21 protein-coding genes and 1 tRNA gene are annotated in these 18,060 nt (G+C 27.8%); 13 read left to right on the top strand and 9 right to left on the bottom strand.

The genetic code is table 11. From position 1 onward, the window contains the following. Positions 1 to 43 precede the first annotated feature (43 nt). From OTK55_RS08330 to OTK55_RS08320, 3 genes are all read right to left on the bottom strand, one after another. The gene (locus OTK55_RS08330) at positions 44 to 661 is read right to left on the bottom strand and encodes a GNAT family N-acetyltransferase (protein WP_274871869.1); all 618 of its coding nucleotides are present in this window, start codon (positions 659 to 661) and stop codon (positions 44 to 46) included. Between the two features lie 288 nt (positions 662 to 949). Beyond that, positions 950 to 1,186: a FeoA family protein gene (locus tag OTK55_RS08325; RefSeq protein ID WP_274871868.1), complete on the bottom strand. Its 237-nt coding sequence runs from the start codon at positions 1,184 to 1,186 to the stop codon at positions 950 to 952. Between the two features lie 156 nt (positions 1,187 to 1,342). Further along, the gene (locus OTK55_RS08320) at positions 1,343 to 1,684 is read right to left on the bottom strand and encodes a hypothetical protein (protein WP_274871867.1); all 342 of its coding nucleotides are present in this window, start codon (positions 1,682 to 1,684) and stop codon (positions 1,343 to 1,345) included. 119 nt (positions 1,685 to 1,803) lie between these two features. Between OTK55_RS08320 and OTK55_RS08315 the strand changes: the two genes are divergently transcribed. The 11 genes from OTK55_RS08315 (at position 1,804) to OTK55_RS08265 (ending at position 12,096) form a co-directional block, all read left to right on the top strand. Next, positions 1,804 to 2,451, top strand: a complete 648-nt coding sequence (locus OTK55_RS08315; RefSeq protein WP_274871866.1) for an HAD family hydrolase — start codon at positions 1,804 to 1,806, stop codon at positions 2,449 to 2,451. Between the two features lie 114 nt (positions 2,452 to 2,565). Next, positions 2,566 to 2,877, top strand: a complete 312-nt coding sequence (locus OTK55_RS08310; RefSeq protein ID WP_274871865.1) for a heavy metal-binding domain-containing protein — start codon at positions 2,566 to 2,568, stop codon at positions 2,875 to 2,877. Positions 2,878 to 3,050: 173 nt separating this feature from the next. Then, positions 3,051 to 3,953, top strand: a complete 903-nt coding sequence (locus OTK55_RS08305) for a DUF389 domain-containing protein (protein ID WP_274871864.1) — start codon at positions 3,051 to 3,053, stop codon at positions 3,951 to 3,953. A gap of 149 nt (positions 3,954 to 4,102) precedes the next feature. After that, complete coding sequence (locus OTK55_RS08300) at positions 4,103 to 5,326, top strand: hypothetical protein (protein ID WP_274871863.1); 1,224 nt, start codon at positions 4,103 to 4,105, stop codon at positions 5,324 to 5,326. Positions 5,327 to 5,440: 114 nt separating this feature from the next. Further along, positions 5,441 to 5,513: transfer RNA gene (locus tag OTK55_RS08295), tRNA-Asn, on the top strand. A gap of 105 nt (positions 5,514 to 5,618) precedes the next feature. Next, positions 5,619 to 6,005 carry a flagellar protein, FliL gene (locus tag OTK55_RS08290; RefSeq protein WP_274871862.1) on the top strand — a complete coding sequence of 129 codons (387 nt, stop codon included), beginning with the start codon at positions 5,619 to 5,621 and terminating at the stop codon, positions 6,003 to 6,005. A 163-nt stretch (positions 6,006 to 6,168) separates the two neighbouring features. Continuing rightward, positions 6,169 to 6,888 (top strand): CPBP family intramembrane glutamic endopeptidase, encoded by a 720-nt coding sequence (locus tag OTK55_RS08285; RefSeq protein ID WP_274871860.1) that lies wholly within the window; start codon positions 6,169 to 6,171, stop codon positions 6,886 to 6,888. A gap of 950 nt (positions 6,889 to 7,838) precedes the next feature. Next, a complete protein-coding gene (locus OTK55_RS08280; RefSeq protein WP_274871859.1) occupies positions 7,839 to 8,585 on the top strand; it encodes an ABC transporter ATP-binding protein in 747 nt (248 codons plus the stop codon). Then, entirely contained in the window at positions 8,545 to 10,821 is a 2,277-nt protein-coding gene (locus OTK55_RS08275; protein ID WP_274871857.1) for an ABC transporter permease, read from the top strand. Before OTK55_RS08280 ends, OTK55_RS08275 begins: the two co-directional genes overlap by 41 nt. A 161-nt stretch (positions 10,822 to 10,982) precedes the next feature. Then, on the top strand, positions 10,983 to 11,360 hold the full coding sequence (locus tag OTK55_RS08270) for a hypothetical protein (protein ID WP_274871856.1): 378 nt from the start codon (positions 10,983 to 10,985) through the stop codon (positions 11,358 to 11,360). Positions 11,361 to 11,388: 28 nt separating this feature from the next. After that, on the top strand, positions 11,389 to 12,096 hold the full coding sequence (locus tag OTK55_RS08265) for a (Fe-S)-binding protein (protein ID WP_274871855.1): 708 nt from the start codon (positions 11,389 to 11,391) through the stop codon (positions 12,094 to 12,096). On the opposite strand, the gene OTK55_RS08260 is transcribed toward OTK55_RS08265, so the two are convergent. Beyond that, a complete protein-coding gene (locus tag OTK55_RS08260) occupies positions 12,093 to 12,512 on the bottom strand; it encodes a DUF3795 domain-containing protein (protein ID WP_274871853.1) in 420 nt (139 codons plus the stop codon). The two genes, OTK55_RS08265 and OTK55_RS08260, sit on opposite strands and share 4 nt — an antisense overlap. A 28-nt stretch (positions 12,513 to 12,540) precedes the next feature. Then, positions 12,541 to 12,735: a hypothetical protein gene (locus OTK55_RS08255; protein WP_274871852.1), complete on the bottom strand. Its 195-nt coding sequence runs from the start codon at positions 12,733 to 12,735 to the stop codon at positions 12,541 to 12,543. A 136-nt stretch (positions 12,736 to 12,871) separates the two neighbouring features. Between OTK55_RS08255 and OTK55_RS08250 the strand changes: the two genes are divergently transcribed. Together OTK55_RS08250 and OTK55_RS08245 are read left to right on the top strand one after the other, a co-directional pair. Then, positions 12,872 to 13,525, top strand: a complete 654-nt coding sequence (locus OTK55_RS08250) for a hypothetical protein (protein ID WP_274871851.1) — start codon at positions 12,872 to 12,874, stop codon at positions 13,523 to 13,525. A 226-nt stretch (positions 13,526 to 13,751) separates the two neighbouring features. Then, positions 13,752 to 14,729: a transposase gene (locus OTK55_RS08245; RefSeq protein ID WP_274870513.1), complete on the top strand. Its 978-nt coding sequence runs from the start codon at positions 13,752 to 13,754 to the stop codon at positions 14,727 to 14,729. 150 nt (positions 14,730 to 14,879) lie between these two features. Here OTK55_RS08245 and OTK55_RS08240 read toward each other — a convergent pair whose 3' ends face one another. The 4 genes from OTK55_RS08240 to OTK55_RS08225 form a co-directional block, all read right to left on the bottom strand. After that, a complete protein-coding gene (locus OTK55_RS08240) occupies positions 14,880 to 15,746 on the bottom strand; it encodes an aldo/keto reductase (RefSeq protein ID WP_274871850.1) in 867 nt (288 codons plus the stop codon). A 334-nt stretch (positions 15,747 to 16,080) separates the two neighbouring features. Next, positions 16,081 to 16,971 carry an aldo/keto reductase gene (locus OTK55_RS08235; RefSeq protein WP_274871848.1) on the bottom strand — a complete coding sequence of 297 codons (891 nt, stop codon included), beginning with the start codon at positions 16,969 to 16,971 and terminating at the stop codon, positions 16,081 to 16,083. Between the two features lie 199 nt (positions 16,972 to 17,170). Beyond that, positions 17,171 to 17,455, bottom strand: coding sequence for a MarR family winged helix-turn-helix transcriptional regulator (locus OTK55_RS08230; protein ID WP_274871847.1), 285 nt, complete (start codon positions 17,453 to 17,455; stop codon positions 17,171 to 17,173). Next, positions 17,442 to 17,624 (bottom strand): hypothetical protein, encoded by a 183-nt coding sequence (locus OTK55_RS08225; protein WP_274871846.1) that lies wholly within the window; start codon positions 17,622 to 17,624, stop codon positions 17,442 to 17,444. Before OTK55_RS08225 ends, OTK55_RS08230 begins: the two co-directional genes overlap by 14 nt. Positions 17,625 to 18,060: the final 436 nt, after the last annotated feature.

The raw sequence follows: 18,060 nt of genomic DNA, 5'->3' as shown, positions 1-18,060 counted from the left end.
GTATATTATTGTATCTGGTTTTCTTTTTTTATGTTAATTGCTGTCAACATATGTTGTATTTTTCTTTTACTATTTCTCGTACTTCATCAAATGTTTTTATGGGTTCTTTATTGTTTTCATGGTCTCCTATTATTTTTTCCATGTATATCATATTGTACCAGTTGTTGAATTTATATGCACAGTTGTGAAATTCTCCTACTCTTTTGAATCCCATGTGTTCATGGAAATTTTCGCTGTTTTTTGTTAGGTATTCATCTTCAATTTTAGGGTAGCTTATACATGCATTAAGATTAGTAATGTTTTGTTCTTTTAGTATTTTTTCTAAAGAATCGTATAACTTGGACCCTACTCCTAATTGTTTGTAATCTTCATCTACGTATATTGATGTTTCTACTGACCAGTTACATGCTGCTCGTGTTATAAATTTACTTGCATAACAGTATCCTATAATTTTATCATTGTATACTGCTTTTAGGTAGGGGTATGTTTTGAGGGTGTTGGTTATACGATCTCGGAATTCTTTTACTGATGGTACAGCTACTTCAAATGTTATCGCAGTGTTTTTAACGTATTTTTTGTATATTTTTTGTAGTTCTTCTGCATCATCTGGGGTTGCAATTTTTATAGTTACTATACTTTCTTTATTTATTTCCTTTTGCATGTTTTTGCCTCATTAATCTTTTGTTTGATAACATGTTGAGCATTATTCGTATTTTAATTACTTAATGTATTTTTATTATAGTGATTATATATAAATTTTTTGATATATATGAAAATGAATATATTATTTTTAATGAACATGTCCTTATCAGATTAATAATAATAAAACAAATAGAGATTATTCTTAGAATAAGATGGTTTTTTCTAAATTGTAATTGATTAAAAATAGAATTTAAAAAAAATAATTATGTTTGGAAATATTGTTTTTGGTGATTAAGGGTTAAAATGATTAAATAGAGTTATCTTCTATTTCTATTGATTCTGCTTCTTCTTCACGTAAAGCTAGTGAAAATCCTTGAATTCTTACTTCTATTGGGTATCCTAGTGGTGCTTTTCTTTGAAATGTTATGGGTGTTCCTTTAACAAATCCCATTTCACGTAGATGTTTACCAAGAGATCCTGTTATTTTTGGTTTTTTTATTACTCCAGTTTCTCCTTCTTTTAAATCATTTACTGTTCTAGTCATTTTTTGTCAACTCCTTATTATACCACTACCCCTAGGGGTATATAATAATATAAACTACATACTATATAAACATTACAATAAAAAATTCAAGTAAATCCATTAAATTTAAGAATAAATAAAAAATACATTATAAAATAATAAAAAGAAGATAAATGATTATAAACTATACTCAACACAATGACTATTACACTTAATAACTTCATCATCTAAACAAACAGACTCACCTTTTATCATAGAATAAAGCTTAGATAACTTAGGTGGCAATTCCTTAAAAGTATCAAAACTATCAACGACACATCTTTCTTTATCTTCAACTAAAACATCATAAACCTTCTTAGGATTAAACCAGCAAATACTATAATAATACTTATCAGATTCAAGAATAACATGCTCAAAAATAATAACACCAAAATCATACAGCATGCTTATTTCATTTTCATTCTCCTTATCCTTCTCAATTCTAGTATTCTCAGTTTCCTTGTAACCTTCACTTAACATAAAAATCACCTAAGATAATCTTCTATTATTATAAACTATAAACTTAATAGTATAATATATAATCTATTAGAAAAAAACAACATATAATCATTTATCATAAAATAATTAAAGTGGAAAATATGAAAAAATTAATTATATTTGATTTTGATGGAACATTATTCAACACAATGCCTGATGTAGCAAATTGTCTTGACATAGCATTAAAAAAACATAATTTCCCCCAACTAACATACAACGAATATGAAAATGCAGTTGGAGGAGATATAACACAAGTAATATCAAATGTATTAAAAGAAAATAATACACCAGAAAACATCGAAAAAGTAAAAACAACCTACCAAAAAATATACCTAAACAATCCTAATGAATTAACAACACTTTATGATGGAATACATCAACTATTACAAACATTACAAGAAAATAACATAAATTTAGCAATAAACTCTAACAGAAAAACAGAATCAATAAAATATTATACATCAAAATTCTTAAATGACATAACATTTAATTATATAAGAGGAAATAACCCTAATATTCTACCTAAACCAGATCCAACCAATCTACTGAATATCCTTAAAAAATCCAACATAAAAAAAGAAGAAGCTTTATATGTGGGAGATACAAATGTAGATGTAGAAACATCACAAAATGCAGGAGTAGATTGCGTAATAGTTAAATGGGGACAAGGAAATGAGAAAAACATGAATAAAAATCATATAATGGGTGTTATAGATAAACCAGAAGATTTATATAGCTTCATAGAATAAATAAATATAAAGCTATTTATGCTCTTCACATTAAATAAAAAAAACTTATTAGTAACTTTATCAAGATATAAAAGAGTAATAAATAGATTTAATAAAAAAAAGGAGATTACTTATATGATAATCACAACAACTGAAAACATACCTGGAAAAGAATATGAAATTCTAGGATTAGTAAATGGAAACAACATCCAATCAAAAAATATCTTCAGAGATTTCACACAGGGAATAAAAAACATCACGGGTGGAGAACTACACGCTTACACAGAAATGATGATGGAATCAAGAAACACAGCAGAAGAACGAATGATAGAACAAGCAAAGAAATTAAACGCTGATGCAATAGTAATGGTTAGATTTAACACTAGTTCAATAGTTGAAAATTCTTCAGAAGTACATTGTTATGGTACGGCAGTTAAATTTATCTAAAAAACAATTAATAACTTCCTCTTCTTCTTTTTTTCGTATTATTTCTAAAAATATCCTACTTTTCTATAAAAACTATAAATATTAAAAAATCTAGAAATTTAATCATTATTGAAACTAGTGATATCATGTTTGAGAAATTAAAATCGATATTTAGGGAAGTTTTTGATTTAAGCATGGACACTGCTCAACCAGATGTAATCTATGAAAGAGTTATCGGTGGTACAAGAGTAAAAGGTACAAATGCTGTATTATTGATACTATCAATATTTATTGCCTCAGCAGGGCTAAATTCTAATTCAGTTGCTGTGATTATAGGAGCAATGTTAATATCACCACTTATGGGTGGTATAACCGCAGCTGGTTATGGTGCAGGAACTAATAATTATAAAATGACTAGAAATGCACTTGTTAAGGTAGCTTTTCAAGTTGTAGTTGCAATAATAATTTCCACGTTATATTTTAGATTTTCATTGATAACTACAACCATTCCAACAGAACAATTATTAGCACGTACAGAACCTACACTAACTGATGTGTTGATTGCCGTGTGTGGTGGACTTGCAGGAATACTTGCATTAACGAGGGAAGATAGTGGTACTGTTGTTATACCAGGTGTAGCCATTGCTACTGCTATTATGCCACCATTATGTACTGTAGGTTATGGTCTTGCAACTGCCCAATGGCACGTATCATTAATGGCATTTTATTTATTCTTTATTAATGCATTTTGTATTGGTGGTTCAGCAACAATAATGGTCAGATTACTAAAATTACCTACAGTTAAGGGTTTAACACCAGAGCAGCATAGAAAAGTTACAAGAAATTTCATAATATTAGCTATAATCATATTTATACCTGCAGCTATCATGAGTTTTTCAGTTTATATGGAACATGTAGAAGAGGGTAATGCTAATACTATGTATAGTGCTAATGATTCTTCTAGTATAAAGATGGATACAGGTAATGGTATTCAGAAATCAATAGATGAGAAATCACATATTAAAGTGTTAAATTACTTTTCTAATTCATTTATAAGTTATGAATATAATAATTTGATTTCGGCGAGTTTAGTTTAATATGCATAATTCTAAACTTCTTCTTTTTTTATTTAATTTTCATTAAAATATTAATTTAGTTTTTAATTTATTTAAATTTTAAAAAAATATATTTATTTTTATTATCATACATTACTATATTAGAGATAAAATATAGAGAAATTGATAATATGAGTATTTTAAGTAAATTAAAAAATTTATTTCATAGGAATGAAGAAAAGGATATTGATGATGAACCCTTAGATTTCATTGAACTATTCAAGGATTTGAAACATACACTTGTTGGTAAAGATACATTATTTTTAGTTAATGATAATAATAATGAAATTAGACAACACTATGATTCTACATATGAGGGACGTGTAGATTATGACTTATTTAGAAAAAGTATACAATCTAAGAAAAAATTCTTTAAAAGAAGAGACATGGCTTATGGTTTATATGCTATTCCAGATAAAAGTGTAACTCTACAAGATCAATTACCATTCGATACAGATAAGCCTGTAAGACATGTGGATAATTTAGGAGATGTTGTATCTGATTTATCTGTTGTCATTGACTCTGATGATTATGATATTAATGATACTCATATTAATCGAAAATCTGGTGTTAATGTAGCTGCATATATTTTATCTGATTTACATGAAAATCGTTCATATGAGGAATATTTAAGATTACTTATGAGTAAGTTAGATATAGTGTCAGTTGATGATTATAAGGGTGATTTATTGTCAACTCGTAACTGGTCTTATGGTGAAGGTGAATTAAAAGAGAAATATCTTAAGGTTCCTACTGAAAAGGTTAAAATTACGGATAATATTGTCAATGCTTCTGAATCTATTCCTGATGAGTTTAAATGGTTTTCTAATCGTGCTTCTGTCTATTGTAAGAATGAAAATAGTTATACCAATAAGAAATTATTGCTTTTAAATGACTCCTCTGGTCATAGAATTATTCCAGCATGTTTAACATATTACAGAGAGGTATTTTCTTACTGGGATCACTGGTACTTTAATAAAGATTTAGTAGAATGGTTTAAACCTAATGATATAATAGAACTAAGAACAGAAAGATTCCTAGATAACCCATTATGTCCTATTGTTGATGAGCAGTCTATTATGCCAATACAAGTTATAGGTAAATTTACTAGATGCTCTGTTGAAGACAACTATTTAAAGGTAGATGCTCATTTCGAAGATATTCATCATATGCCTGTTGATTGTGATTGTATTTTACTTATAAACTCACAGGTTATTGATACTAAACATGTTCAAAATGAATATTCATGTAGGCATAATGTTGAGATTTATGATGGAGTATTAAAGGTTAAAATAATTCTTCAAGGTAATCCAAGATTAAAAACAATAGCATTTTCAAAGCAAATTGAATTATAAATAAAAATTTAATTTGTATTTATTTTTTTCATAATTTCCTTTAATGGAAATATTTATATATGATAATTTTCATAATTATTATTTGTACTAAACTATAATAGATTATATTTATATGCCGTCGTGGCTCAGTAGGTAGAGCGTTCGGCTGTTAACCGATTGGTCACAGGTTCAAGTCCTGTCGACGGCGCTACATTTTTTTACTTATTTTTCATTAATTTTTAAAAATATTAAATACAAACTATTTAGTTTTTATATTAATAGTATTTAATTAAATAAATTAGGAGGTATATTGATGCGTGATAAACCAGTCTTATTACTCTTAGTGATTGTTATTATTGTAATTATTGGAGCAGTATCTGCTTTTTCATTATATCAACCAGAAAACAACACTACTAATAATACAACAGTTAATATTACAAACAATACTACTAACATTACTAATAATACCACTAGTAATGATACACCATCATCAAGTTCTAGTGATTCCTCAAGTTCTAACTCAAATAATGGACCATCAGTAGTTAGTACACATGATGAAGAAAATTATCAAGCTGGTGATGGTAGTCATTACAAACAGGTTGAATATTCTGACGGTAACTTCAGACAGTATGATTACAACGGTAAACTAATTGGTAGTTCATATGATAGTGATCAGAAATACTTACCAAGTATGGAGTAGTTACCAAAATAATTATTATCCACTTCCTTTTTTTAGGATAATAATATTCCACTATTTTTTTAAACTTTAATAATAAGTATTACTATTTATAAATACTATATTATAAAAAAATCCAAATAGAAATTCTTTTATTAATATATTTTAAAATGAGTTGATATTTTTCATGAATTTTAAGTTAGATAAGTATGGACGGGATTTTCCATTTTATAATAACAATCCTAAATTAAGAGCAAGAGATGTTATTATATTAATACTGGGAATTATTGTATCATTTCTTGTACTGGCTATAGTACCAATACGGGTTCTTGGTTCTACTTTATTTTCTATAATAAATGTCATAACATTAGCTTATGCTTGTAGATGGGATTTAAGTTTATTTTTTAAGAAATTCCATGAGGATGATATTGGTATTATTATCTTCTGTGTTATTGGTTATTATTTAACATCATTTATTGTAGGCTTTACTTTATTATCTAATGGTGTTAGTCATACACAGAATCCTGTAATGTATAATGTTACTTATGTTACATTAGTTATGACTGTTATTCAAATTGTTGGTGAGGAAATAATCCGGTTAGTGCCCTTTATATTAGTGTTAGCATTAGTTTACAGGTTTTCAAAGAATCGTATGCTTGGTATTGTCATTGGATTAATTGTCAGTTCAGGATTATTTGGATTAATACATGTTGGAGCATATAGTAATCTGTTATTTTCTGTGTTGAATGTTGGTCTTTCATCAATGTTTGTTACATTAGCATATATTAGAACTAAAAATATATGGGTATCATATACTGTTCATGCAATCATTGATTTAGTTATATTGAGTCTTGTGATGATTTTACAGGAGTTAAATATACCAATATCATTATTATTCTTATTATAGGAGGGTATTATTTTATTAATACTTATTTTCTTTTTTTCAGTTAGTTTTTAGCTAGTTTAATCTATTATTTTATTTATTTTTTTTAGAATTAGAAATTGGATCTATTATTTAGAATAAGTAGATTGAGTGGTGTTTAAAAATATATAAACGGAGGTATAATGAAATAGATGATTAGACAATATGGTAGATTTTTAGTCTAATCTTTGGTTTAGTTTCTTTATTATTAATAACTTATTCTTATCATTAAAGAGATTATATTTTATGTATTTTTTGTTTGAAGATTATTATAGTTTTTATTTAAAAAAAAATAAAATAGTATGTTTTCCTATTATTATTTTTTTGCACAATGGGGGTTTTTATCTCATTGATTTACTTTACATTAATAAGGAGTTTTATATAATAATTTATTTTTCAATATCGGGGATTTTTTCATGTATAAATAAATATTTTTTTTTATTGTAGGATGTTTATTTATACTTTATTTTTTTTATGAAAAGTTTTTTTTGAAAATATTTTATTATATAATCTTTTTTTTTAATTTTATTTTTTTCTAAAAGAAATCTGTATAAATTATATAGGTGATTTATAATTTATTATGTTAGTTTAATCTTTCTTGTGTAGGATATAGGTTGTTGATTTCTTTTATTCGGGTATTTATTTTTTGTTTGTTACCTCCAACTAAGTTTTTAGTTTTACCTAAATTCTTAGTCAATTAAATATTGTACTCGATACTATATAAAGGTTTTGGTTTACCTAAATATTTTTTTATTAATTTTTTTATTTCAGGTTATACTAAAAACTGAAGTAATCCTGTAATTTATTTCTTGATTATTTTTTCTTTTTTGTCTTATTTTGGTGAAAAGTGTTTATTATTAGGTTAACCTAAATTTATATACTATTATGAATAAACTAATAATCAATAACAAAATCAATAGAGGTGAAAAAAACACATGAAACCATTTATAGAATTTAAAAACGTAACAAAAGAATATTTAAATGGGGAAACAAAATTAAAAGCAGTAAACAACCTGAACTTCACAATAGACAAAGGAGAATTCATAGTAATACTAGGTCCATCAGGATCTGGAAAATCAACACTACTAAACCTGCTAGGAGGATTAGATAGCACAACAACAGGAAACATAATATTTGACAATAATGATATAACAAAATACAACGACAATCAACTGACAGAATACAGGGCAGAAAAAATCGGATTCATATTTCAATTTTACAACCTAATACCCAACCTAACAGCACTAGAAAATATAGAATTAATAGAAGACGTTATAAATAAAGAAATCAATGCAGAAGAAGCACTAAACCAGGTAAACCTCTCGAATCATTACCACCATTTTCCATCAGAATTATCAGGAGGAGAACAGCAAAGAGTATCCATAGCAAGAGCAATAGTAAAAAAACCGGAAATGCTACTATGTGATGAACCAACAGGTGCATTAGATACAGACACAGGAAACATGATAATCAAACTATTATACGACCTTTGCAAAAAAAATAAGACAACAATAGTAGTAGTAACACACAACGAAGACATAGCACTAATCGCAGATAAAATAATACACCTAAGAAATGGTAAAATAGAAGAAATAGAAACAAAAACGCCAGCAAATATAGATAATTTAATTGGTGATGAAAATGTTATACAAGAAAATGATAAGAGATTTATCAGACCATAAATTACAATTCATTGCCATATTTCTAATGATATTTCTAGCAGTAGGTACCTTTGTAGGTATTGGATCTGAGGGGTACGGTGTAGAAGAACAGTTAAACAAGTATTATGATCAAACTAACATGGCAAATGTATGGTTATACAATGATAACTTTGATAACATTGCCACAGAGAAAATACAGAATATGTCAGCTACAAAACAGTTAGAAAGACAGCTAGTAATATCAACAATAGAGAATCAGACAAATAATCCAGAGGTAGACCTGCATTTTGTAGAAAATAATACATTATCCAAGTATTATCCAGTCACGGGATCAGATTTAAATATTGATGATACAGATGGAGTATGGTTAGATAAAAAATATGCTGATGCTCATCAATTATCAGTAGGGGATAAGATTAGTTTTGACTTTAATGGAACTACAATAAACAAAACAGTTAAAGGACTCGGATATTCACCAGAATATGTGTATGAAACACCGAAAAAATCGATAATTCCCGACCCTAAATTACAGGGATTCGCATACCTATCATATAAAGCATTTCCATCAGCAGATAACATAAGTTACAATACGCTACTAATAAAAACAGATAGTAATACCACAGAATATCATCAACAGTTAGATAATGTGATGGATAAATATACAACATACTTAAGCTTAGAAAATCATAATAGCCATAAAGTTATAGAATCTGAAATACAGCAACATATCATGATGGGGGCAATGTTCCCAATAGTCTTTGTAGTAGTAGCTCTATTAACACTGCTTACAACAATGACACGAATAGTATCTAATCAAAGAACAATAATAGGCGTACTAAAATCATTAGGATTCTCTAATAAGACAATAATACTGCATTACTTAACATATCCTGTAGTACTGACAATAACAGGAAGTATAGCTGGGTATATAATAGGAATAATTTGTGTTCCACCATTATTCTATCCGACAATGTCTGAATTTTATACAATACCTGTGTGGACACCAGGATTTAATATAAGTTTTATATTAGTTCCAGCTATAATAGTAATATTATCAATATTATTTACTTATCTAGCAGTGCGTAATATCTCAAAAGAATCACCAGCAGATACATTAGAACCTAAATCACCAAAAATTTCAAAGGCAAGATTCATTGATAAAACCAAGTTTTGGAGAAATCTCTCATTTAATATTAAATGGAATATCAGGGACATGAATAGAAGTAAGGTAAGATCCTTTGTTACAATACTAGGAATGTTAGGCTGTACAATGCTATTAGTAGCATCCTTTGGTATGAATGATGCGATGTATGACTTAGGAGAATGGCAGTATGGTGGAATTAGTCATTACAACTCTCAGATTGTCTTAGAAGATAATGCTACGGGTGAAGAAATTAGTAATCTTGTAGATAAATATAAGGGATTACAAGTAATGACAACTAATGTTGAGATTAAACATAATGGTATTGAAAAATCAGCTCCATTAAGTGTATATAATAGATCAAATCTTATAACGCCAACTGATAAGTATAAGAAGAATATATCCTATGATGATAATGGTATCTATGTAACCGAAAAAACAGCACAACTATTAGATATTAAAGTAGGAGATACTATAGAATGGCATATTTATGGTGAAGATAAATGGGTTAATACAACAATTACAGGTATATGTGCAAATCCATCAACACAGGGAATTGTCATGACACCAGCTAAACTTGATAGTATAGGCCTTAATTTCACGCCAACTACAATTGTAACTAGTAGGAGTGATGTTGATAAAAACTTGGATGGTATAAATAGTGTAAATACTATCTCTGAACTTAAAGGTAGTTGGGATCAAATGGTAGAAGTATTTTATTCAATGATTGCATTATTATTAGTATTATCGGTAGTTCTATCAGTGATAATATTATATAGTCTTAATGTGTTATCATTCACAGAATCATTAAGGGATTTTGCAACATTAAAAGTCATTGGATTCAAATCCAGAGCTATTCAGAAGTTATTCATAACAAAGAATTTATTCCTATCGATTGTCGGATTTATTCTAGGAGTACCTGTAGGATTTTATGTTCTAAGACTCCTGATGGAAAGTTCCGGAGAAGATTTCTATTATCCAATTAACTATTCGTGGACAGCTGTACTATATTCATTTATACTTGTGATATTAGTATCATTACTAGTTAATTATCTATTGTCACGTAAAATTAAGAAGATTAACATGGTTGAATCTCTTAAAAAAGGTAGAGAATAATATTCTCTACAATAAATTACTTATCAACCCCTTTTTTTATTAAAAACTTTTTTACTTAGTCTTTAATTAATAATACTAAATTTTATATAATAATATAAAATATAATAAGTGTTTTAACATACATATTAATTATTAAAAAAAATTATTTAGAGTATGATAATATGGATGCATTTGATAAATTTATTATTGGTGATGTGGGAGATATTGAATGGTGTTTTGAAAACAGGCACTTCGTAAAAAGACTAGATGATAACAGAATCACCAGGGAATATATTGTTGATACTATTTTTAATGAAGAACCATTAAGATACGAGCCTAGTGGTAAAGACATGTATGAAGTAGTATACCCTGCACCATCTAACAAGGATTATTCAGAATTAAAAGTTGTTATAGCATGTAAAGGAAATAGGATAGACTTAGTTACTATCATGCCCCTTGGAAAGACAAATAGACAAAAAAACAAGTACAAATCAGATAGTTATAAAAAGGTTGAGAAGAAAAGAATACAAGCAATGCAGAAAAGAAAAAAATACTTCTAAGAAATATATTATAAAGGGCTGATTTATCATGGGTTATCTAGAAAGAATAAGAGAAAATATACTAGAAAAAGGCAATAGTTATGGAGAAGACATGGACATAGTAGATGATGGGGAAATCCATGGAGTTATATTACATAGGGGATGCACAACACACTTTAGAGAAGAACACATTTCAAATGCAGTTATTAATTTATTAAACAAGAAAGGAATTGATTTTACAGTATTATCTGATGAAACATGCTGTGGATTAATGCTGTACTATTTAGGTGATGATGAAACCGGTGATAAAGTAGCAAAGGCTAATATAGAAAAGTTTAACAGGCATGGTGTTAAGAAGATTATCACGCTTTGTCCGGGCTGTTATGAAACATTCACAAAACAATATACAAGACTTCCCGGATTTGATATAGAAGTAGTATTTGCTATGGACTTAGTCAGTGATGAAGAAATAGATGGTACAGGCCATGTTGTAATGGATCCATGTCATGCTCTTGATAAGAAGGATTTAGCAAGGTCTATAATAAAAAATGTACCTGAAAAAAGAGCTAATTCCTGCTGTGGATTTGGTGCAGGTGTAAGAGCTGGTAGCTCAGAGCTTACTAAGAAGATGGCTACTAGGACTGTTAGTGGTGATAGAGTTATAACATATTGTCCTGCATGTTATCATACATTAAGTAAGATTGATGAGGATAAATGTGTTGACTTCTATGAATTAATGGATGAACATTTAAGTTAGTCATTAATTTTTTTTTCTTTTCCGCAATCGGTGCATTTTCTTTCCTGGATACTTATTATTCCTCCACAGTCAGGACAGGTCCACTCTTGCCTGTTTAAGGTCATTATCTTTTTTATTCCAGTGTTTTTTATTTTTTTAGCATTTTCTAGTGATGAATAATTGTATCTTTTTTTATTATTTTTATCTTGTTTTTTTATTAGTTTACATGGGAATTCACTGCATCTACCACAGTATTTTACTCTTTTTTTGGGTAGGCATGCTCTTATCTTACATTTTAACGCGTTTTTTGTCTTGTTTGGACTGTCTATTTGACATCCTGGGCAGGGATTGTTTCCTGTTATGTGTTTGATACATACTTGGCAGTTCATTCCGCATGGTGCAAACATGTTTGTATCTATAGTTTCTGGCATTTTCATATACTTTTTTCCTCCTTTATTGTATTTTTCAGCGGTAGTAGTTTTCTCTTCCATAGTCTTGGTATGATTGTATATTTACTATTGATTTAGGGTATGCTGTATTGTTTTGAGTAGTGTTTTTTGTGGTATTGTTGTTAGTGTGTTGTTCTGTGATTATGATGATTGAGCCTAGTATTAGGAGGATTATTATTATTGTTAATCCTAGTTTTTGTTCGTTGTTCATTTGAATCAGTACTCTTTATATTTATTTTTGGTTGATTTTTTTTATAGAAGTTTTGGTGATAAAAGTAATTAATTCAATATATTTATATATATTGATATATAAAATGTATAGTAGAAAACACAATGGGGCACATAGAATGACAGAAGAAAAAGAATTAAGATTAGAAACAAAATGCTACGATGCAATAGAATACGGATACTTATATGGATTAAACCAGAAAATACCTGATGAAGAATTTGAGAAAGTAAAACCATACATGAAAAATTATAGAAGAAAAGACTTTTCAGATGGAATAATAAAAGTAACAGGAAGACCAGAAGGATACAGATGCCTAGAGAAAGATGTTCCAAAGGTGGAAGAAATACTACACATAACAAATACACTAGAAAAAAGAAGACAAAAAATAGAAAAAGCATTCCAAAACCCAATCGAAAAACAAAAATTAAAAGACAAAACATTAACATGGATACAAGCACTATTTACAAAAGGAGGAACCCAACCACAACAAGATTTAAGCAGACTAGTAATACACTCAACAAAGATATACGACCCAGATGATAGTTATAAAGATGGAAGAAAAGAAGGAAATGGAGAACTATTCATATACACACCACACGGCATGTGGTACATAATAAATAACAGTAGCAAAGGCAGTAACCATAAATTAAACAATGTAAAAACAGTAGATGGTGGAGCTATAGGCTACAGATTAATGTATGATGATAACCTTGACACAATTATCAGAATATACACAGAGGAAAACCTGTACAGTGGAGATAAACTCTACTAATATTTTAACTAAAATAGGCTTTGTAGAAAACATATAATTTTATAATAAAAATCTTTATGAAAACATTATCAGATCTTTTAAAATTAAATTATAATAGAAAATAGATAATTAAATAAAAAAATTACACTTGAAATTAATCTAAATTATAAAATCAAAGAATAATAATAAGTTTAAAAGTAATACAATAAGAATAAGTATTTATTTAAAGAGTAGAATAGATATAAATATGCTAAACGAAAATATCTATTCTACAAATAAGTATTTGAATTCTAAACAACTTAAACTTTTCGATTTTGGAATTCAAAGACAAAATAATAATTATTTATCAGAAATATCCAAAAATGAAAAAATAAATTTAACACACAATATGATGTTAGATTTCGTATTAACAGCATATAATTATGCTAAATTAACTTTTAACAAATATTCATCACACTATTCAAAGAAAAAATACACACAACCACAATTATTTGCAATAATAGCTTATAAAATATACAATAAATACGATTACAGAACAACAATTGATAATCTAAACGTATCAACTAAATTACAGAAAGCTTTAAGACTAAAAACGATACCACATCACACAACAATTCAGAAATTCTTCAAAAGAATAGAAACAAAACAAATAAACAATATTAACAGACTATTATTACAATATTTCCCTGTGAAAGAGTGTTATTTCAGTTTAGATGGAACAGGATACACTAATTCCTATTCAGACATCTATTACAACAATAGAACAAATAAAACAAGACGACAATACATAAAAAACCATATCACAATCGATTCAAAATATATGTTAATAAGACATTACAATGCTTTAAAAGGACCAAAATTCGATACAGTATTTGCAATAAGTGCAATTAGAGCAATAAAGAAGTACAAACCACGGTATATATTAGCAGATAGAGCATATGACTCAGAAATAATTAAAAAAACAATAGTAGAAGAAACAACAGCATTACCACAAATACCTGTGAAAACTAGACAAAAATCAGGAAAATATAGGAGTAAATGTAGAACTATCTTCTTAAAACCAGTATATAACTTCAGAAATCAAGTAGAATGTGTGAATAGTATTCAAAAAAGAAGATTTAATGGAATAAACAATAGTAGATCTACGAAATTACAAATAAAAGAAACAAAATTAAAAAATGTGTTTTATAATATTTATAGATCTATTCAAATTTTGCAAAAATAGGATTTCTACAAAGCCCTAAAATATAAATATTTTATAAAATATAAAACAAATAATATAGGAGTAGTTATAAGAATCACCAATGAGCCGTGTACCTCGATTCTTATAACTACTCCTAAAATAAACTATTTCTAAAATATATTACCCCTTTTTTTAGCCAGTTAGATTTTTACTAGAATAAATATGTAAATCATTAGCATCACCATAATCATTTATAACTAATGATTTAAGATAATTCATGTCCTCATTACTTATCTTGAAATCTACATTAATATTATCCTGCATATGCTCTAAGGTACTACTCTTAGGTAATGGTATACATCCTAATTCCATAGTATAACGTACACAGAGTGCTGGTATTGAAACATTATATTTATCAGCTATTCGGCCAACATCACTATTATCTAATATAACGCCATGAGCTATAGGACTATAAGCCTCAACTGTAATATTTCGTTCCTGACAGAAATCAATCAAGTCTAGTGATGGTGTTCCAATATGACATAGTATCTGATTTACCTGTGGTATAACACTACAATTATTAATTATATTCTGAATATCTACGCTTAGAAAGTTTGATAAGCCAATAGACCTTATTTTTCCATCATGATAAGCATCCTCTAATGCATTATACGCTTCAACATTACCTTCAAAGTAGTGATTTTCATTTCTAAAGTCATCCCATGGCTCAGGAGAATGAATAATCATTAAATCAACATAATCCTCATCTAATCTTTCAAGTGAATTGTCAATTGCCTTACATGCTGTATCATAATCCTTGTACTCTGCTGCTAGTTTAGTTGTAAGAAATATATCTTCACGTTGAGTGCCACATTCTTTTATTCCTCTACCTACTCCTACTTCATTACCATAGGATTCTGCTGTATCAAAAAGTCTATAACCAATACTTGCAGCATCACTTATTGCATCTACTACAATGTTATTATCTAAATTCCAGGTACCAAGGCCAATGGACGGAATTTCTACGTTGTTATTTAAAATATGTTTCTCTGTAATCATAATATTCATCTTTAAATTTTACTATAATTTTTTTATATCTTATTTTATTAAAAAATTTTTTTGTATTACCGCTTTTATGATTAAAATATGGTGATGATTCTGACTATATTTTTTTTTGAATTTTTAAGTTTTATTTTTATACCATTTTTATATCATATGATATAGATGTCATGGTTGATATTTTATATTTTATGGGGTTTGAATTTTTTGTTAAAAATTAGAATTATTTGATGAATTATGTCCATATAATTTGAAAATAAAAAAGAGGATTTAAGGGGGTTAGAGATTATTTAATTAATACTTCATTTTTTATCTTAAGAGTTTTCGGGCAGTATTACCATTTTTTCTGTTCTTCTGATGCTCTGTGCTGTGTACGTCTCACTACAGTCATTTCATCGAACCATTTAACTATTTCTGGGTCTGCATGATCAAAGAACAAACTATCTTTGTTGTCTAATGTTTTTATTTCTTCCATGTCTTCATCAGATAATTCAAAGTCAAATATATCAAAATTTTCTTTTATTCTTTCTAGGTGTGTTGATTTACATGCAACTACTACTTTTCTTTGGATTAACCATCTTAGTATTACTTGTGCTGCTGACTTGTTATATTTTTTACCAATATTTACTAGAGTTTCATTTGTGAACATTCCTTGCATTCCTTCACCGAAAGGAGCCCATGCAGCCATTTGTACATTTAGGCTTTCCATGTTTTCTTGTGCTTCGTATTGTGCGTTCATTGGGTTTGTTTCTACTTGGTTTACTGCTGGAATTACTTCACGTCCAAATAAGCAAATATCTGTTATTCTATCTGGATAAAAGTTGGATACTCCTATAGCTCTTATTTTGCCTTCTTTGTATAAGTCTTCCAGTGCTCTGTATGCTTCGTAGTAATCTGAAAATGGCTGGTGTAATAGTACTAAATCAATGTAGTCTACTCCTAGTTTTTCTAGAGATTCTTCTACTGATTTTTTACATTTATCGTATCCATAGTTATCTATCCATACTTTTGTTGTAATGAATAATTCTTCACGTGGTACGTCTGTTTCCTTTATTGCTTCTCCTACTTGTTCTTCGTTGAAGTAACTTTGTGCAGTATCAATTGATCTGTATCCTACACTTATAGCGTCTAGTACTGCTTGTTTTGTTTCTTCTTGAGGTATTTGGTATACTCCAAATCCTAAAATTGGCATTTTTACTCCATTGTTTAATGTTACGTATTCCATATTTTTCACCTTTTTTTTTATTGATATTCTTTTTTTGGATATTAATTTGATTTTTTTATTATTCTACATCTTGTTATTAATTAATATACAGTTATCTTATAAAAATGTTTCCTAATAAAACTATTAATTTATAATAAATCCAAAATACCTATTCCAAAAAACAAACCTTGAAACAACTACATCCTAATCTGACAATTAATTAATTATCTCCTGATTCTTTAACAAGCTGAAAAAGAAGCTTTTTCAAAATACTTACTTCAACATGTGATAAATTCTGTGTAATCTTATTTTCCCATGAATCCATAATAACCAAAAGTTCCTCTGTTTTTTCAAAACCCTCTGGTGTAAGTTTAACAATCTTCTTACGATGATTATCAGGATCTTCCTTTCTAGTAACCCATGAATTATCTTCAAACTTTCTAAGCAACTTAGCAGTATAACCTTTACTAACTTTAAATAATTTAGATAATTCATTGACTAGCATTATCTGAAAATCTTATTCTTAATAAAAAAGGTGCTTCAACAATAGAAATATCAGTATCCTTTAATAATTCTCTCTCATATGTTCTGTAACTATAAACCAATTCTTCAACATAATGATAAATTCTAATGTTTTCAATATTTTCCTCTTTAAACTGTTCTGAAAGTGTCATAATATTCCTCTTTCTAAATAAAGTCAATGAAAATAGATTTTAATCTATAATATTGTTTAATAAGAAATAATATATAAGTTTTCTTAAAATAACTGTTATCTAAAAAAACATTAACATTTTTATATAAGGGCGTATTGAAATTTTAGATAAAAAAAGGTGAACGTTCTCATAAACCATAAATCAAATATTATATAAATTAATACAAAATTATTTTATTATATCGTGTATTATTAATACTATAATTATCAAATAATATTATATGAAAAAATATATGGAGGTTTTTATACATTAACAAATATATTATTTTTTTAATCATGCTATTAATTACTACTATTTTTTGTATGAGTAATGTATCTGCGAGTATAAAATCAAATCATACACTACCAGCAACTACAACTAAACCAATAGGAGGATGGACATAATTATAGATATTTTT

Source organism: Candidatus Methanosphaera massiliense (assembly GCF_028890305.1).
Lineage (GTDB): Archaea > Methanobacteriota > Methanobacteria > Methanobacteriales > Methanobacteriaceae > Methanosphaera > Methanosphaera massiliense.
The sequence above is the reverse complement of the archived record's forward strand: the minus strand, read 5'-3'. Positions and strand labels throughout refer to the sequence as shown.

Excerpts from the sequence above, each read along its gene's own strand:
- OTK55_RS08330 (WP_274871869.1), bottom strand. The coding sequence starts at position 661 with ATGCAAAAGGAAATAAATAAAGAAAGTATAGTAACTATAAAAATTGCA.
- OTK55_RS08325 (WP_274871868.1), bottom strand. The coding sequence starts at position 1,186 with ATGACTAGAACAGTAAATGATTTAAAAGAAGGAGAAACTGGAGTAATA.
- OTK55_RS08320 (WP_274871867.1), bottom strand. The coding sequence starts at position 1,684 with ATGTTAAGTGAAGGTTACAAGGAAACTGAGAATACTAGAATTGAGAAG.
- OTK55_RS08315 (WP_274871866.1), top strand. The coding sequence starts at position 1,804 with ATGAAAAAATTAATTATATTTGATTTTGATGGAACATTATTCAACACA.
- OTK55_RS08310 (WP_274871865.1), top strand. The coding sequence starts at position 2,566 with ATGATAATCACAACAACTGAAAACATACCTGGAAAAGAATATGAAATT.
- OTK55_RS08305 (WP_274871864.1), top strand. The coding sequence starts at position 3,051 with ATGGACACTGCTCAACCAGATGTAATCTATGAAAGAGTTATCGGTGGT.
- OTK55_RS08300 (WP_274871863.1), top strand. The coding sequence starts at position 4,103 with ATGAGTATTTTAAGTAAATTAAAAAATTTATTTCATAGGAATGAAGAA.
- OTK55_RS08290 (WP_274871862.1), top strand. The coding sequence starts at position 5,619 with ATGCGTGATAAACCAGTCTTATTACTCTTAGTGATTGTTATTATTGTA.
- OTK55_RS08285 (WP_274871860.1), top strand. The coding sequence starts at position 6,169 with ATGAATTTTAAGTTAGATAAGTATGGACGGGATTTTCCATTTTATAAT.
- OTK55_RS08280 (WP_274871859.1), top strand. The coding sequence starts at position 7,839 with ATGAAACCATTTATAGAATTTAAAAACGTAACAAAAGAATATTTAAAT.
- OTK55_RS08275 (WP_274871857.1), top strand. The coding sequence starts at position 8,545 with ATGTTATACAAGAAAATGATAAGAGATTTATCAGACCATAAATTACAA.
- OTK55_RS08270 (WP_274871856.1), top strand. The coding sequence starts at position 10,983 with ATGGATGCATTTGATAAATTTATTATTGGTGATGTGGGAGATATTGAA.
- OTK55_RS08265 (WP_274871855.1), top strand. The coding sequence starts at position 11,389 with ATGGGTTATCTAGAAAGAATAAGAGAAAATATACTAGAAAAAGGCAAT.
- OTK55_RS08260 (WP_274871853.1), bottom strand. The coding sequence starts at position 12,512 with ATGAAAATGCCAGAAACTATAGATACAAACATGTTTGCACCATGCGGA.
- OTK55_RS08255 (WP_274871852.1), bottom strand. The coding sequence starts at position 12,735 with ATGAACAACGAACAAAAACTAGGATTAACAATAATAATAATCCTCCTA.
- OTK55_RS08250 (WP_274871851.1), top strand. The coding sequence starts at position 12,872 with ATGACAGAAGAAAAAGAATTAAGATTAGAAACAAAATGCTACGATGCA.
- OTK55_RS08245 (WP_274870513.1), top strand. The coding sequence starts at position 13,752 with ATGCTAAACGAAAATATCTATTCTACAAATAAGTATTTGAATTCTAAA.
- OTK55_RS08240 (WP_274871850.1), bottom strand. The coding sequence starts at position 15,746 with ATGATTACAGAGAAACATATTTTAAATAACAACGTAGAAATTCCGTCC.
- OTK55_RS08235 (WP_274871848.1), bottom strand. The coding sequence starts at position 16,971 with ATGGAATACGTAACATTAAACAATGGAGTAAAAATGCCAATTTTAGGA.
- OTK55_RS08230 (WP_274871847.1), bottom strand. The coding sequence starts at position 17,455 with ATGCTAGTCAATGAATTATCTAAATTATTTAAAGTTAGTAAAGGTTAT.
- OTK55_RS08225 (WP_274871846.1), bottom strand. The coding sequence starts at position 17,624 with ATGACACTTTCAGAACAGTTTAAAGAGGAAAATATTGAAAACATTAGA.